At 64.8% G+C, this 14,264-nt stretch carries 14 protein-coding genes; 11 read left to right on the top strand and 3 right to left on the bottom strand.

Going from position 1 to position 14,264, the window contains the following annotated elements:
* Positions 1 to 921 carry a complex I NDUFA9 subunit family protein gene (locus tag DES52_RS07970; RefSeq protein ID WP_110886269.1) on the top strand — a complete coding sequence of 307 codons (921 nt, stop codon included), beginning with the start codon at positions 1 to 3 and terminating at the stop codon, positions 919 to 921.
* A 65-nt stretch (positions 922 to 986) separates the two neighbouring features.
* Here DES52_RS07970 and DES52_RS07975 read toward each other — a convergent pair whose 3' ends face one another.
* Positions 987 to 1,466 carry a transcriptional regulator gene (locus tag DES52_RS07975; protein WP_110886270.1) on the bottom strand — a complete coding sequence of 160 codons (480 nt, stop codon included), beginning with the start codon at positions 1,464 to 1,466 and terminating at the stop codon, positions 987 to 989.
* A gap of 314 nt (positions 1,467 to 1,780) precedes the next feature.
* On the opposite strand from DES52_RS07975, the gene crtI reads away from it, so the two are divergent.
* From crtI to DES52_RS07995, 4 genes are read left to right on the top strand one after another with little or no spacing between them, the layout of a single operon-like run.
* The gene (gene crtI, locus DES52_RS07980) at positions 1,781 to 3,436 is read left to right on the top strand and encodes a phytoene desaturase family protein (protein ID WP_281268563.1); all 1,656 of its coding nucleotides are present in this window, start codon (positions 1,781 to 1,783) and stop codon (positions 3,434 to 3,436) included.
* A 30-nt stretch (positions 3,437 to 3,466) separates the two neighbouring features.
* Positions 3,467 to 3,820, top strand: coding sequence for an ArsC/Spx/MgsR family protein (locus DES52_RS07985; RefSeq protein ID WP_110886271.1), 354 nt, complete (start codon positions 3,467 to 3,469; stop codon positions 3,818 to 3,820).
* A gap of 58 nt (positions 3,821 to 3,878) precedes the next feature.
* On the top strand, positions 3,879 to 5,012 hold the full coding sequence (locus tag DES52_RS07990) for a tryptophan 2,3-dioxygenase family protein (RefSeq protein ID WP_110886272.1): 1,134 nt from the start codon (positions 3,879 to 3,881) through the stop codon (positions 5,010 to 5,012).
* 60 nt (positions 5,013 to 5,072) lie between these two features.
* Positions 5,073 to 5,972, top strand: coding sequence for a DUF4384 domain-containing protein (locus DES52_RS07995; RefSeq protein WP_110886419.1), 900 nt, complete (start codon positions 5,073 to 5,075; stop codon positions 5,970 to 5,972).
* 64 nt (positions 5,973 to 6,036) lie between these two features.
* Here DES52_RS07995 and DES52_RS08000 read toward each other — a convergent pair whose 3' ends face one another.
* The gene (locus DES52_RS08000; RefSeq protein ID WP_110886273.1) at positions 6,037 to 6,780 is read right to left on the bottom strand and encodes an amino acid ABC transporter ATP-binding protein; all 744 of its coding nucleotides are present in this window, start codon (positions 6,778 to 6,780) and stop codon (positions 6,037 to 6,039) included.
* A gap of 133 nt (positions 6,781 to 6,913) precedes the next feature.
* On the opposite strand from DES52_RS08000, the gene DES52_RS08005 reads away from it, so the two are divergent.
* From DES52_RS08005 to aroA, 6 genes are all read left to right on the top strand, one after another.
* Positions 6,914 to 7,876, top strand: coding sequence for a TAXI family TRAP transporter solute-binding subunit (locus tag DES52_RS08005; RefSeq protein WP_110886274.1), 963 nt, complete (start codon positions 6,914 to 6,916; stop codon positions 7,874 to 7,876).
* Between the two features lie 72 nt (positions 7,877 to 7,948).
* Positions 7,949 to 10,057 carry a TRAP transporter permease gene (locus DES52_RS08010; RefSeq protein WP_110886275.1) on the top strand — a complete coding sequence of 703 codons (2,109 nt, stop codon included), beginning with the start codon at positions 7,949 to 7,951 and terminating at the stop codon, positions 10,055 to 10,057.
* Positions 10,058 to 10,091: 34 nt separating this feature from the next.
* Positions 10,092 to 10,775, top strand: coding sequence for a uracil-DNA glycosylase (locus DES52_RS08015; protein WP_281268564.1), 684 nt, complete (start codon positions 10,092 to 10,094; stop codon positions 10,773 to 10,775).
* Positions 10,772 to 11,275, top strand: coding sequence for a hypothetical protein (locus tag DES52_RS08020; RefSeq protein WP_110886276.1), 504 nt, complete (start codon positions 10,772 to 10,774; stop codon positions 11,273 to 11,275). The genes DES52_RS08015 and DES52_RS08020 overlap by 4 nt, the downstream gene beginning before the upstream one ends.
* A 108-nt stretch (positions 11,276 to 11,383) precedes the next feature.
* Positions 11,384 to 11,986, top strand: coding sequence for an NAD(P)H:quinone oxidoreductase (gene wrbA / locus DES52_RS08025; protein ID WP_110886277.1), 603 nt, complete (start codon positions 11,384 to 11,386; stop codon positions 11,984 to 11,986).
* A 51-nt stretch (positions 11,987 to 12,037) separates the two neighbouring features.
* Positions 12,038 to 13,351 (top strand): 3-phosphoshikimate 1-carboxyvinyltransferase, encoded by a 1,314-nt coding sequence (gene aroA, locus DES52_RS08030; protein WP_245900845.1) that lies wholly within the window; start codon positions 12,038 to 12,040, stop codon positions 13,349 to 13,351.
* A gap of 4 nt (positions 13,352 to 13,355) precedes the next feature.
* On the opposite strand, the gene DES52_RS08035 is transcribed toward aroA, so the two are convergent.
* A complete protein-coding gene (locus DES52_RS08035) occupies positions 13,356 to 14,237 on the bottom strand; it encodes a phytoene/squalene synthase family protein (protein WP_110886279.1) in 882 nt (293 codons plus the stop codon).
* Between the last annotated feature and the right edge of the window lie 27 nt (positions 14,238 to 14,264).

Consider the following 14,264-nt stretch of genomic DNA (forward strand, 5'->3'; position numbering starts at 1 on the left):
GTGCGAATTTTCGTCACGGGCGGCAACGGTTTCGTCGGCGAAACGGTCACGAGGCAACTTCTTCGCGACGGGCACGACGTCGTGGTCGGATCACGTGACGGCGAGAGCGTCGACGGGGCTCGCGGCGTTCGTATCGACGTCACGGATTTCGGCAGCGTTCAACGCGCCTTCGGGGAAGTGCAGCCGCAAGGCGTCGTACACCTCGTGGGGATCATCGCCGAGGTGAAGAAGCGCGGCCAGACGTTCGAGCGCGTTCACTTCGAAGGAACGCGCAACGTCCTCGCGGCGACCGCGCCCGGCACTCGCTACGTGCACATGAGCGCCCTCGGCGCGCGGCCCGATTCCAAGAGCGGCTACAGCGCCACGAAAGGACGCGCGGAGCAGATCGTGCGCGGCAGCCCGCTCGCGTGGACGATTCTGCGGCCCAGCCTCATCTTCGGCCCGGGCGACGACTTCTTCGGTCGCGTCTTGAGGCAGCTCGTGTCGCAAGGCCCGGTCGTGCCCGTCATCGGCGACGGCGGCTTCCTCTTCCGGCCCGTGAGCGTCGAGGACGTCGCCCTCGCGTTTTCACGTGCCTTCTCCACGTCCGCGTCGGTCGGACACACGTACGACCTCACGGGCCCCACCGAGTACCGCTTCGACGACTTGCTTCGCCTCGAACTCGGCGCGCTCGGCAAGCGCAAGCCGCTCGTACACGTGCCGCTGGCCCTGATGAAACTCGCCGTGCCGATGATGCAGATCCTTCCGGCGCCGCCCATCACGCGCGATCAATTCGCCATGCTGCTCGAAGGCAGCACCGCCGATCCGACGGCGGCGCGAACGACCTTCGATCTGCCGATGCTCCGCCTCGAAGACGCGTTGCCGCGTATCCTCGGCGCGCAAAGCGAGAAGCCTTCTCGAGCGGTCGTCTCCGGCGATTGACTCGAGGTGGGACGAAGAAGAGGGAGCGCCCCTTGGGGCGCTCCCTCTTCGAATTTCGATCTGTCTTACGCGACGCGTTGACGCTGCGCTTGGTCCTTGACTTCTTCCTTGAGGCGGAAGATGACGAGGCTGCCGACGAACGTGCAGGCGATGAGGCCGTGCGCGTTGAGGAGGCTGAGGGCCGCCATGACGTCTTCGCGGGTCATGCGCAGTTGCTCCGCCATGTGCAGGGCACTGTCGGCGCGGCCACGCAGGTAGTCGAGGATCTTGTGGGCTTCGGCGGTGAGCTCCGTGGCGGGCACGTCGGCGAAACCAGGGTCGGCAAGGCCGTACACGGCGCGCGTTCCCGTGCCGGGCAAGCGGCGCACGCGGCCTTGGTCAAGCAGCGAGGCGAGCGCGGCGCGCAGGTGCGACAGCGCCAAGCCCGTGTGACGAGCGAGTTCCGTCTCGACCCACTCGGGCTTGCTTTCCAAAGCGGCGAGGACGATCTTTTCGTTGGCGCGACGAGTCTGTTGCAGATCGTCAATGGTCGGGGGGTTAAACATGGCTGACGCCTCCGGCATGAAAACCCCGGCGCATGCCGGGGAGAGAACGGTAAGGTTATGCGCCAAGCAGCGCAACCTTCCGATTGTCGCACACCACAAGCCTTACTGTTGTGGTCGGTCTCTCAATTGACTGCCCGGACGCACCAGAGCAAGTCGTGACATCAGCCTGACAGAAGGCCATGAGAAAGGCTGTCACAAGCTCGACAATTTCGTGAGACCCGGCGCAATGTCCCCAGAGGCGTCGAGCGTCAACTGCGACCCTTGGTACTGCCTTGCGGCGCCGTCTGTAGCATGTTCGGAGAACGGAGGAATTCTTGACGCGCAATTCAACTTCCTTGAGGGACCGTTCCGCGATCGTCATCGGATCGGGCATCGGCGGACTCGCCATGGGCATTCGGCTGCAAAGCCTCGGATTCGACACCACCATCCTCGAAAAACTCGACGGGCCGGGCGGACGCGCCTACGTTCGCAAAGCCGACGGTTTCACCTTCGACATGGGTCCCACCGTCTTGACCGTGCCGCACTTCATAGAGGAGCTCTTCTCGCTCGAGCGCGGCGCGCCCGGGCTTCTGGAGCCCGACTTTCCCGAAAGCGTCCGCAAGGCCGAGCGCGTGAAAAGCGGCGTCAGTGGCGGGCCGAGCACGTCGCGCTACGTGACGATCCGGCCCATTTTGCCCTTTTATCGCATCTACTTCGACGACGGCACCTTCTTCGACTACGACGGAGATCCAGACAGCACGCGCCGCCAAATCGCCGCGCTCGCTCCCGAGGACCTCGCGGGATACGAGCGCTTCCACGATGACGCCAAAGCGATTTTCGAGCGTGGCTTCCTGGAACTCGGCTACACGTACTTCGGAGATCTGCAAAGCATGCTGCGCGTCGTGCCCGACCTGCTTCGGCTCGACGCCGTGCGGCCCTTGTTCTCGTTCGTGCGGCGCTACTTCAAGAATCCGAAGATGCAACAAGTCTTCTCGTTCGAGCCCCTGCTCGTCGGCGGCAATCCCATGAAAGTCCCGGCGATCTACGCGATGATCCACTTCGTCGAGAAGACGTGGGGCATTCACTTCGCCATGGGCGGAACGGGCGCGCTCGTCGACGGCTTCGTGCGCAAGTTCGAGGAGCTCGGCGGCAAGATCCGCTTCGACGCGGAAGTCGAGAAGATCGACGTGGACGCTCCGCGCGGCCGACTCGGCAAGCGCTCGGTGAAGGGCGTGACGTTGGCAAGCGGCGAACAGCTTCGAGCGAACCTCGTGGTGTCCAACGGAGACTACGTCACGACCTACCGCAAGTTGATCGAGCCACGGCACCGCCTCGTGAACTCCGACGCGCGCATCAACCTCGCCAAGCCGTCCATGAGCGTCGTCGTCGTCTACTTCGGCTTTCGAGACAACGGGCAGCTGAAGCTGCCGCACCACACCATTATTCTCGGGCCGCGCTACGAGGAGCTCCTGACCGACATCTTCGACCGCAGGATCCTCGCGTCCGACTTCAGTCAGTACCTGCACGTCCCGACCGTGACGGATCCCAGCCTCGCTCCTCCCGGTCATCACGCCGCGTACACCCTCATTCCCGTGCCGCACAACGGAAGCGGTCTCGAGTGGAGCAAGCTCGGCGAGCCCTTCGTCGACAAAGTGCTGACGTTCCTCGACGAGCGCGGCTACATCCCCGATCTTCGCGAGCGTCTCGTGCACAAGTCGTGGGTGACGCCCGACTACTACCAAGACACCCTGCTCAGTCACCTCGGCAACGCCTTCGGCGTCGAGCCCGTGTTGTGGCAAACGGCGTTCATGCGCCCGCACAACCGCTCGGAGGACATCGCCGGGCTCTACCTCGTCGGCGCCAACGCCCAGCCGGGCGGCGGCACCCCGAGCGTCATGATGAGCGCGAAGATGACGGCCCGCGAGATCGCCAAGGACTACGGCCTGGACTTGGGTTTGCTGCGCGGCGTGCCCGCTCCCGTCTCGCGGTGACAAGCGTGACGCCTCGCTACACTGCGGGGCATGGAAGTCCAGATCTTCGGCCTCAAAAAGTCGGCGGCGACACGGGCCGCCGAGCGCTTCTTCAAAGAGCGGCGCGTCAAGATTCACTTCGTGGACCTCGCGCAGCGTCCTATCGCGAAGGGCGAATTGGCGCGCTTCACGCAGAAGTTCGGCCTGACGGCCTTGCTGGACGTCGAAGGCAAAGCGTACGAGGCGCTCAACCTTCCATACCTGCGCCTCAGTGAGGACAGCCTCGTTCAAAAGGCGATCGACCACCCCGAGTTGCTCAAGCTGCCCCTCGTCCGCATGGGCAAGTTCTTGAGTTACGGCGACGCCCAAGGCGATTGGAGAACGTGGATGGACACGGCGAAGTAAGCGCCCGCACGAGAGTCGAAGGGCGTCAGAGCGTCTCGGGCGCGTGCTAGCCTGCGGTATGACTCCGCGCAAGCCCACCTTGTACTGGGAGTACATCAAAGTCGAAGAGCTCTTGTCGCTTCAAAGCGGCCTCGCCGAGTCGGACGCGGACTTGTCGAACGACGAAGTGATGTTCATCGTGGTGCATCAAGTGGACGAGTTGTGGTTCAAGCTCGTGTTGCGCGAACTCGTCGGAGTGCGCGACTTGCTGGCCCGGCCGCACGTCCCCGAGCAGGACCTCGGGAAGGTCGTGCGGAGCCTTCGGCGCGTCGTGGTGCTGTTCGAGCAGCTCAGCTCGCACTTCGCGCTCATGGAGACGTTGACGACGCGCGACTACCTGGCGTTTCGCGACAAGCTTTCCCCCGCGAGCGGCTTTCAAAGCGCGGGCCTGCGAGAAATCGAACTCGTGCTCGGCTTGGAGGAAGCCGAGCGCATTCCCCTCGGCTTCGAAGGCTCGTACCGCGCGGCGTTGCGGCACCCGAACGGCGATCGCTCTCCGGCCCTCGACCGCGTCGAGGCGCGCGAGCAGGACTCCGTGACGCTGCGCGAAGCGCTCGACGCTTGGCTGTGGCGCACGCCCATTCAAGGAAGCGTGCCCGGCCAGTCCGGAGACACCGAGACGGTGGACGCGTTCTTGAAGCAGTACCTCGGCGCGATCGAACGCGAAAGCCGGACGTTCACGGACCTCTCGCAGCGTGACGCGATGACGCCCGAGGACGTGGCGCGCCTCGAGGGCCGTCACGAGCGAGGATTGGCGAGCGCGCGGGCCTTCTTGTTCGCCGAGGACGTGTCCGACGAGCAGAGCGAGCGAGCGAAGCGCTTGCGCGCCGCCCTGCTGTTCATCGAAAGCTACCGCGAGTTGCCGTTGCTGTCGTGGCCTCGCGAAGTCATCGACGCGATCGTCGCGATGGAACAGGCGATGTTGATCTTCCGGTCCCGGCACGCACGCATGGTGGAGCGCGTGATCGGACGGCGAACGGGCACCGGCGGCTCGGCGGGCGTGGATTACCTCGATCAGACGGCGTTGAAGTACCGCGTCTTCAAGAACCTCTGGGCGGTGCGGACCTTGCTGCTGCGCGAGGAAGCCTTGCCGGAGCTCGGAGCGGCGCACTTCTACGACTTTCATCCGGACGCGAAGCTGACGACTCAATAATGAAGGTCTCGGCCCGCTAAAATCAGGTGCAGGTCAGTGACGCGTTTCACACTGAGCGTCATGAAGAAGACGCTCACTGCCCTGACTCTCCTGCCCGTGGCCCTCGTCCTCAGCACCGCCGCCGCCGCGCCGCGCATTTCCGCGCAAAGCATCATCGTCAACCCCACCGAGCCCGACCTCGGCGTGCAAGTGTGGGTCGACCGTGACACGAGCGGCACGCGCACTCCGAATTACGCGGTCGGCGACAAGATCCGCATCTTCACGACCGTCACGTCCGACGCGTACGTGTACCTCTTCAACGTCAACCCCGACGGCAGCATCGACCAGATCCTCCCGAACCGCTACGCGTCGGGCGGCAACTTCGTCAAGGCGAACACCGTCAAGCAGTTCCCCAGCCAAGGCGACCGCTTCACCTTCGACATCGGCGGTCCGTACGGCGTGAACAAGGTTCTCGCGCTCGCGTCCAAGGCTCCGCTCAACCTCGACCAAGTCAGCTCGTTCAAGAGCGGTCAGCCGTTCGCCGACGTGCAGGTGCGCGGTCAGGAAAACCTCGCGCAAGCGCTGAGCATCGTCGTGAACCCCATCCCCGACGACAACTGGGTGACGGACACCGTGGCGTACAACGTCGCTGGCCGCGTCGTGGCGCAGCCCGCGCCGCAGCCTCAAGTGCCCGTCGTGGACATCGACATCACCATCACCATCCGTCCGTTCAGCGGCGCCCAAAACGTCCGCACGCAAAGCGTGAACGGCGGCACCCGCACGGAGTTCAGCGCGAACAGCAGCTTGCGCGCCGTGTACAACTACTACGAAGGCGAATTGCTGCGCCAAGGCTACACCCTGCAAAACCGCGACGCCGACAGCAGCACGATCGAAGGAACCTTCGTGAAGGGCCGCGACGTCACCACCGTGGAAGTCAAGCAGCGGAGCAGCCGCTTCGAAGTCAACATCACCCGCCGCTGATCCCCCTCAGCGTTCAGCCCGCCTCCCAAAATCGGGAGGCGGGCTCGTTTCATGTCCTCGGTCCTCAGTGCCCAAGAATTTGAGACAAGAACAACTTGGACCGCTCGTGCTGTGGATTGGCGAAGAACGCGTGCGGCGTGGCTTCCTCCACGATGTTGCCTTGATCGAAGAACACGACGCGGTCGGCGACTTCACGCGCGAAACCCATCTCGTGCGTCACGACGAGCATCGTCATGCCCGAATGCGCGAGCTCTTTCATGACGTCGAGCACTTCCTTGATCATCTCGGGATCGAGGGCGCTCGTGGGCTCGTCGAACAGCATGATCTTGGGCTGCATGGCGAGCGCCCGGGCGATGGCGACGCGCTGCTGTTGTCCGCCCGAGAGTTGCGCGGGGTACTTGCTTGCCTGCTCGGGAATGCCGACGCGCTCCAAGAGTTCCATGGCGACCTGCTCGGCTTGGGCCTTGCTGGCCTTACGAACGCGCATGGGCGCGAGGGTGACGTTTTGCAGGACGGTGAGGTGCGGAAAGAGGTTGAACGACTGGAAGACCATGCCGACTTCGCGCCGAATGGCGTCGAGGTTGCTGCCGTCCTTGAGCTCGATGCCGTCCACGACGATGGTGCCCTTGTTGTGCGGTTCCAGGCGGTTGAGGGTGCGGATGAACGTGCTCTTCCCGCTTCCCGACGGCCCGATGATGACGATCTTCTCGCCCGCGCGAACGGACATGTTCACGCCGCGCAGGGCGTGGTAATCGCCGAAGTACTTGTGGACGTCGCGCGCGATGATGATGTCCTCTGCCGCTGTCATGCCCCGCAGTGTACCAACGCCGTGAGCGGGGCGAAACTCCCGGCCTTCCCTCAAACGGCCGCCCGGATCTCTGCTACACTTCATCTCACACTTAACAAGCTGTGCGCGCCGAAAGGCGACCGAAAGGACGAAGATGAAGAAGGCTCTGCTGATGGGAGCGCTCGCACTGACCGCTACGGGCGTGGTGCTGGCGCAAGGAACGGATTTCGTGACGATCGGCTCGGGCGCGACGACAGGGGTGTATTTTCCGGTCGCGACGGGCATGGCGAAGCTTATCAACGACGCCAACACGGGCATTCGGGCCAACGCCCGCTCGACGGGCGGCAGCGTATTCAACGTGAACGCGCTCGCGAGCGGCGAATTGCAAGTCGCCCTCGCGCAAAACGACATCACCTACTACGCGTACCGCGGCACGGGCGTCACCGCGTTCGAAGGCAAGGCGAACAACAAGTTGCGCGTCATGGCCGCCCTCTACCCCGAGATCTTGCACGTCGTCGCGCGCCGTGACGCGCGCATCAACTCCATCGCCGACTTGAAGGGCAAACGCGTCGTGATCGGCGACCTCGGGTCGGGCACGGAGCAGACGGCCAAGCAGGTGCTCGAAGCGTACAACTTGAAGTTCGAGGACCTCGGCCAAGCGATTCGCGTCGGCACGACGCAAGGCGTGGCCCTCATGCAAGACGGCCGCGCGGACGCGCTCTTCTTCACGGCGGGCCTCGGTTCGTCCGGACTTCAACAACTCGCTCAAACGGTCAGCACGAACTTCGTGCCCATCTCGGGCGCTCAAGCGACGAAGCTCATCAAGGACTACCCGTTCTACGTGCGCTTCACGATTCCCGCGCGCAGTTACCGCGGGCAAAACGGGACCGTCGCCAGCGTGGCGGTGCAGGCGACGCTCGTCACGACGACCGATCAAAGCGAAACCTCCGTGTACAACATGATGAAGGCGCTCTTCGGCAACGAGCGCGAATTGAAAGCCCTTCACCCGAACCTCAACACGTTCTTCACCCCGCAAAAGGCCGTGAGGGGCCTGCCCGCGCCGTTGCACGCGGGCGCCGTGAAGTTCTGGCGCGAGAAGGGCCTCAACGTCAAGTAAACCTGTCGTCGGACGCCGACGTCTCGGAAGCCAGCGCGCCGTCGCTGGCTTCATGGATTTGAAGGAGGTGGCATGACCGTATCGAACAGCGCTTCCGACGCCGGAGAGGCCCGGGCGCAAGAAATCATGGAGAGCGTCGAGCTCGGTGGACGCAAGGTCGTGGGGTGGCAGCGCACCTTGATCGGGGTAGTGGCCGTCGCGTGGTCGCTGTGGCAGCTCTACATGGCGTACGTCGGCAACGTCGACACCTTCTTGCAGCGCGCGTCGCACCTCGCGTTCGCGTTCGCGCTCGTGTTCCTCGTGTATCCGTTCAAGAAAAGCCAGAAGGCGTACATTCCATGGTTCGATTGGCTGCTGGGACTCGCCGCCGTCGCGAGCGTCGGCTGGATTCTCGTGCAGTACGCGTCCATCGCGACCGTGCAGGGCGGCGTGCTGACGCCTACGGACGTGATCTTCGGTTCCGTGACGGTCGTGCTGCTCTTGATCGCGGGTTGGCGGGCGCTCGGTCCCGCCATGAGCATCGTCGCACTCGTGTTCATCCTGTACACGCTGACGGGCCCGAGAGGTCTGATCGAAGCGGACCTCGGACGCTTGCTGCAGTTGCACGCGGGCCTCAACTGGGCTCAGTTGATCGGGCAACTCTACGCCAACACCGAAGGCATCTTCGGCTCGCCGATCGCCGTGAGCGCGCAGATCGTCTTCTTGTTCGTGCTGTTCGGCGCGATGTTCGACCGCATGGGAGCGGGTGACTGGTTCATGCAAGTCGCGCAGGCGCTCCTCGGGAGTTTTCGAGGGGGGCCCGCCAAGGCGTCCGTCGTGTCGAGCGCCCTCAACGGCATCGTGAGCGGTTCGTCGGTCAGCAACGTCGTCACGGGCGGCAACATCACGATCGGAACGATGAAGCGCGTTGGCTACACCGCCGAGAAGGCGGGCGGCATCGAGGTGGCGTCGAGCAGCAACGGTCAGCTCATGCCGCCCGTGATGGGCGCGGCGGCGTTCATCATGGCCGAGAACCTGCAAATTCCGTACTCGCAACTGATCCTCGCGGCGGCCCTGCCCGCTCTCTTGTGTTACGCGACCCTGCTCGTGGCGGTGCACATCGAGGCGTTGAAGCTCGGCCTCAAGGGCTTGCCGAGAAACGAGTTACCTCCGCTCGCCGGCGCCCTGCGGTCAGGCTGGTACTACATGCTGCCCGTCGTGTATCTCGTGTTCGCCCTGGCGGTGCTGCAGATCACGCCCGAACGCGCGGCCCTCAACACGATCTTCGTCATGGTCGGCATGATCTTCGTGCAGGAAGTCTGGAAGGCGGTGCGCGCCAAAGAGCAGGTCACGCGAGGACTGCGCGCGAGCGTCGACATGATCGTCGGAAGCTTGGAAACGGGCGCTCGCAACATGATCGGCATCGCCATCGCGACCGCGGCGGCCGGCGTCATCGTCGGAACGGTGACCGTGACGGGCATCGGGTTCGGGCTCGCCGACATCCTGGGTGCGGCGTCCGAGATCTTCCGAAATTTCTTTCTCGCCCTCGGCGGCGCGTTGACCTTCGTCGGCGTAGATCCTGCGAGCTTCGCGAATACCGGCGAGCTCATCTTGATCCTGTTCCTCGCGCAGATTATCTGCCTGCTGCTCGGCATGGGCCTTCCGACGACGGCGAATTACATCGTCATGGCGGCGCTCATCGTGCCGGTGCTACTGAAGCTCGCCGGGGAGGCGGGCTACACCGTGCCGCCGCTTGCCGCGCACATGTTCGCGTTCTACTTCGGAATCATGGCGGACACCACGCCTCCCGTCGCGCTCGCCGCGTTCGCCGCCGCCGCCATTTCAGGCGGCAATCCCGTGAAGACGGGCGTCCAAGGCTTCATCTACGAGATGCGTACAGCCTTGCTGGCGTACATGATCTTCTTCAATCCCGCCCTGCTGCTGATCGGCGTGAACTCGGTGGGCGAGGGCATCTGGATCGCCTTGACGGCCTTCGTGGGTCTCAGCGCGTTCTCGGCGGGCACATTAGGCTTTTTGCATCGGCGAACGAACGTGCTCGAACGGGTGGCGCTGATCGTGGCGGGATTGTTGCTGGTCCCGACGAATCCGGTTTTGGACATGGTCGGAGCGGGCCTGTTCCTCGGCGTGTACCTGCTGCAACGAGCGAGGAGGACCGTGGCGCCTCCGCTCAGACCACTCTGAAAAAAGGGCCGCGCGAGGCGGGTATCTTGGGGACGTGACGATCACGTCCCCTTTGTCTTCCTTGTCCGACCTCGACGCCCGGGTCGTGAACTGCCGAGCGTGCCCGCGGCTCGTGGCTTGGCGCGAAGAGGTCGCGGACGTGAAGCGCGCGGCTTTTCGGCACGAGGAGTACTGGGCGCGGCCTTTGCCGGGCTTCGGAGACGAGCACGCCTCGATCGTGATCGTGGGGCTCGCGCCGAGCGCGCACGGCGGCAACCGCACGGGGCGGATGTTCACGGGGGACCGCTCGGGCGACTTCTTGTACGAAGGGCTTCACCGCGTCGGGCTGGCGAACCAGTCGACGAGCGTGCGGCGAGACGACGGCCTGGAGGTGCGAAGGGTGCGCATCACGGCGCCCGTGCGGTGCGCGCCTCCCGCCAACAAACCGTTGCCGGAGGAACTCGGTCGGTGCTCGTCGTGGTTTCGCGCGGAGCTCGACTTGCTACAGGGACGCCGCGTGACGTTGGCCCTGGGAAAGATCGGTCACGACGCCTTTTTGCGTTTCCTCGGGCTGGCGCCCTCCAAGTTCGCGTTCGGGCACGGGGCGGAGCATTCGCTGCCCGACGGCACGACCTTGCTCGATTCGTATCACGTGTCGCAGCAGAACACGCAGACCGGCCGGTTGACGCCCGCGATGTTCGACGCGGTGTTGCGGCGCGCCGTGGAGCTCGCGTCGTGAAGTGGCCGCTCGCGTTGCTGGCGCCGCTCTTCGGCGGGTGCTTCCTGTTGCCGCCCGCCGAGCGCGAGAACGGGACGGTACTGCTCGGCGTGCGCATTCACTACGTCATGACGTCGGCGGCCGCCTTCGACTTCTGCCCAGCGGACCGCGTGGGATGCTCGGTGCCGCTCGGGAGCGTGTGCTTCGTGCAGATCGACCGAGCGTACTTCGAGAAAGGAACGCCGTGGCAGAAGGTGAACGTCGTGGCGCACGAGGTCGGGCATTGCCTCAACTTGCGGCGCCTCGGGCTTTCGAGCGGCGGGTTTCACGACGAGGGCAAGCGCTGGGGTCGGTACTACGCCGATCCTAGCGAGGGCTTCGCCGAGGCGTACGCGCGGACGTACATTCGGCGATGCGGTTTGGATCTCGACAGTTTGGGGTGGATGAATCGACGCGGCTCGTGCGCCTTGCCCGATCCGAAGAGCGTCACGCCGACCTCCGTGGAGTCGCTGGGCTTGTGACTTCATGAGCTCCCTGTGCGATTGATCGATTGACGTTGAACGATTTGGGGCGTACAGTGCCTTGACTTTTCATTGCTTCCCTGAAGGAAGCATGACGGGAGGCTCCGTATGACCGTGAACGTGGCTATCATCTACTACAGCGCGACCAGCATCACCTATCAACTCGCCTTGGCAGCGGAAAGCGCCGCTCGCGACGCGGACGCCGAGGTGCGGCTTCGCAAAGTTCGCGAACTCGCGCCCGACGAAGCGATCGCCAGCAATGAAGGATGGTCCGGCCACCGCCTCGAGACGCAGCATGTTCCCGAAGCGACCCTCGACGACTTGGAGTGGGCCGACGCGATCATCATGGGGTCGCCCACGCGCTACGGCATGCCCGCCGCGCAGCTCAAGCAGTTCATCGACACGACCGGACCGCTGTGGGCACAAGGCAAGCTCGTCGACAAGATCGTCTCGTCCTTCACGAGCTCGGCCACCTCGCATGGCGGGCAGGAAAGCACCATCCTCGCGCTCAACAACACCTTCTACCACTGGGGCTCCATCATCGTGCCGCCCGGTTACGCCGATCCCGTTCAGTTCGCGGCGGGCAATCCCTACGGCGCGTCTTGGACGAGCCAGAACGGCGTCGTCGCGCCCGACGAAAACGCGTTGGCATCCATGCGCTTCCAAGCGAGGCGCGTGGTCGAAGTCACAAGGAAGTTCAAGGGCCTGTAAACGCCACCTGTCCAGAAGCTCGGAGCCCGCCCCTCCGAGCTTCTTTCTATGATGCACTGCATGCACGCTCCGTTCGACCTTCGGGTGTTTCCCGCCGCGCGACTGTCCGGTGACGTGACGGCGCAACCTTCCAAGAACTACACGACGCGCTTCCTGCTCGCCGCCGCCTTGTGCGAAGGCGACACGCTCGTGCGTCGACCCGCGACGAGCGACGACGCCGCCGCCCTCAAAGACGGGCTGACGACGCTCGGCGCGACCCTCACGCCGCATCAAGACGGGTTGCTCGTGCGCGGCTTCGGTGCGCATCCGAAAAGCGGCACGACCGTCGACCCGAGAAACGCGGGCGCCGTCGCGCGCTTCCTGATCGGCGTGGCCGCCCTCACGACCGAGACGACCTTCGTGACGAGCCACACCGAGAGTTTGGGCAAGCGACCGCAAGGCGACCTCTTCGACGCGCTGCGGTCCCTCGGCGTCGTGGTGGAGAGCGAGCGCGGCACCCTGCCCGTCACCCTGCGCGGCCCTTCCAGCGGCGGCGCCGTGCACGTGAGCGCCGAGAAGTCGTCGCAGTACGCGTCCGCCCTGATGTTCCTCGCGCCCCTGCTGAAAGGCGGCTTGACGCTGCACCTCACGGGCGACATCAAGAGCTTCGCGCCCCTACGCCAAACGCTACACACCCTCTCGGTGTTCGGCGTCGCCTTCGAGGCGAGCGACGACCTTCGCACCGTCACCATTCCCGGTCCGCAGGCGTACCGAGGCGGCGACGTCACCGTGCCGGGCGACTACCCGGGGTCGTCGGCCTTGCTCGTCGCGGGCACCCTCGTGCCCGGCGAGATTCGCGTGCACGGTCTCGATCCGAACGACTTGCAAGGCGAGCGCGCCTCCATCGACGTCCTCAAGGCCATGGGCGCCGACGTGGTGCACGAGGGAACGACCGTCACCGTGCGCGGCGGTCGTCCTTTGAAGGCCGTCACGAGGGACGGCGACACCTTCACGGACGCCGTGCAGGCGCTCAGCGCGGCCGCCGCGTTCGCGAGCGGCACGACGACCTGGGAAAACGTCTTGACGCTGCGCTTCAAAGAGTGCGACCGAATCAGCGACACGAGGAGAGAACTGGAGAAGTTCGGCTTGCACGTCACGGAGACGCGCGACAGCCTCTCGATCACGGGAGCGAGCGAAGTTCCGGGAGGCTTCACCGTGAACGGCCACGGCGACCACCGCATGATCATGATGCTCACCCTGATCGGCCTCCGGGCGAGCAAACCCATCGTCATCACGGGCGCGCAGCACATCGCCAAAAGCTATCCGGACTTCTTCGATCACCTCGGAGAGCTTGGCGCGACTTTCGAGACGCTCGTGCCCGCCTGATCGCTCAAGTCGCCGAGGAGCCGCGAAGGTTCCACCACACGCTCGGCAGCATCATGAGCTTGCGTCGGGTGCTGACGTGCGCGCGGCGGTTGAAGTTGTCGAAGCGGGCGCGCTCCAAGTCGTCGAGGATGCCTTCGTAGGCGCTCGCGGCGGCGCCCACGGCGAGTCGGGCCGAGCCGTGCAGCTTCGGAATGCCGCCACGTCCGTCGGCATACCAGCCGCGCGCCTCCTTGACGAGGTGACGCATCAGCCGCTCGTACTGAGGCGTGACGCGGCTCGACAGAATGTCGTCCGTGCGAACGCCGAATTCGCGCAGTAGGGGTGCCGGGAGGTACACGCGTCCGCGCGACGCGTCCTCGCCGACGTCGCGCAGGATGTTCGTGAGCTGCATCGCCTGACCGAGCTTGAGGGCGCGTTGCAGCGTCGCGTCGCCGCCCTCGTACCCGGAGATCGGCGCGATCATGAATCCCACGACGCCCGCGACGCGGCGGCAGTACAACTCGAGGTCTGCCATGGAGTCGTACGCGTGCTCGGCGAGGTCCATGCGAAGACCAAGGTACAGCTCGCGAAAGGCGTCCTTGGGAATGGGGTAGTGAGCCACCGCCCACGACAGGGCCTGCACGACCGGCTCGCGCGACGCTCGGCCCGCGTATGCCGCCTCGATGCCTTCCCACCACGCTTCCAGTTGTCCGCTCGCCGCGTCCGGATCGCCTTCGTCCACGATGTCGTCGCCCGTCCGGCACGCGGCGTACACCGCCCACACCGCCGCGCGTTGAGGGCTCGGAAAGAAGCGCGAACCGAAGTAGAACGTCTTGGAGTGGTACCGCGTGAGGTCTCGACAGTGCTGCACGGCGCTCGTCGGCGCAGGCAAAATCGTTTGTCGCACGAAGGACCTCCTCTGGCGAAAGTGTAG

Origin of the sequence: Deinococcus yavapaiensis KR-236, assembly GCF_003217515.1 — a bacterium.
GTDB lineage: Bacteria > Deinococcota > Deinococci > Deinococcales > Deinococcaceae > Deinococcus_A > Deinococcus_A yavapaiensis.

What these genes read in the sequence shown, in the direction of transcription:
- DES52_RS07975 (WP_110886270.1), bottom strand. Translation starts at nt 1,466, where the DNA reads ATGTTTAACCCCCCGACCATTGACGATCTGCAACAGACTCGTCGCGCC.
- DES52_RS07985 (WP_110886271.1), top strand. Translation starts at nt 3,467, where the DNA reads ATGGAAGTCCAGATCTTCGGCCTCAAAAAGTCGGCGGCGACACGGGCC.
- DES52_RS07990 (WP_110886272.1), top strand. Translation starts at nt 3,879, where the DNA reads ATGACTCCGCGCAAGCCCACCTTGTACTGGGAGTACATCAAAGTCGAA.
- DES52_RS07995 (WP_110886419.1), top strand. Translation starts at nt 5,073, where the DNA reads ATGAAGAAGACGCTCACTGCCCTGACTCTCCTGCCCGTGGCCCTCGTC.
- DES52_RS08000 (WP_110886273.1), bottom strand. Translation starts at nt 6,780, where the DNA reads ATGACAGCGGCAGAGGACATCATCATCGCGCGCGACGTCCACAAGTAC.
- DES52_RS08005 (WP_110886274.1), top strand. Translation starts at nt 6,914, where the DNA reads ATGAAGAAGGCTCTGCTGATGGGAGCGCTCGCACTGACCGCTACGGGC.
- DES52_RS08010 (WP_110886275.1), top strand. Translation starts at nt 7,949, where the DNA reads ATGACCGTATCGAACAGCGCTTCCGACGCCGGAGAGGCCCGGGCGCAA.
- wrbA (WP_110886277.1), top strand. Translation starts at nt 11,384, where the DNA reads ATGACCGTGAACGTGGCTATCATCTACTACAGCGCGACCAGCATCACC.
- aroA (WP_245900845.1), top strand. Translation starts at nt 12,038, where the DNA reads ATGCACTGCATGCACGCTCCGTTCGACCTTCGGGTGTTTCCCGCCGCG.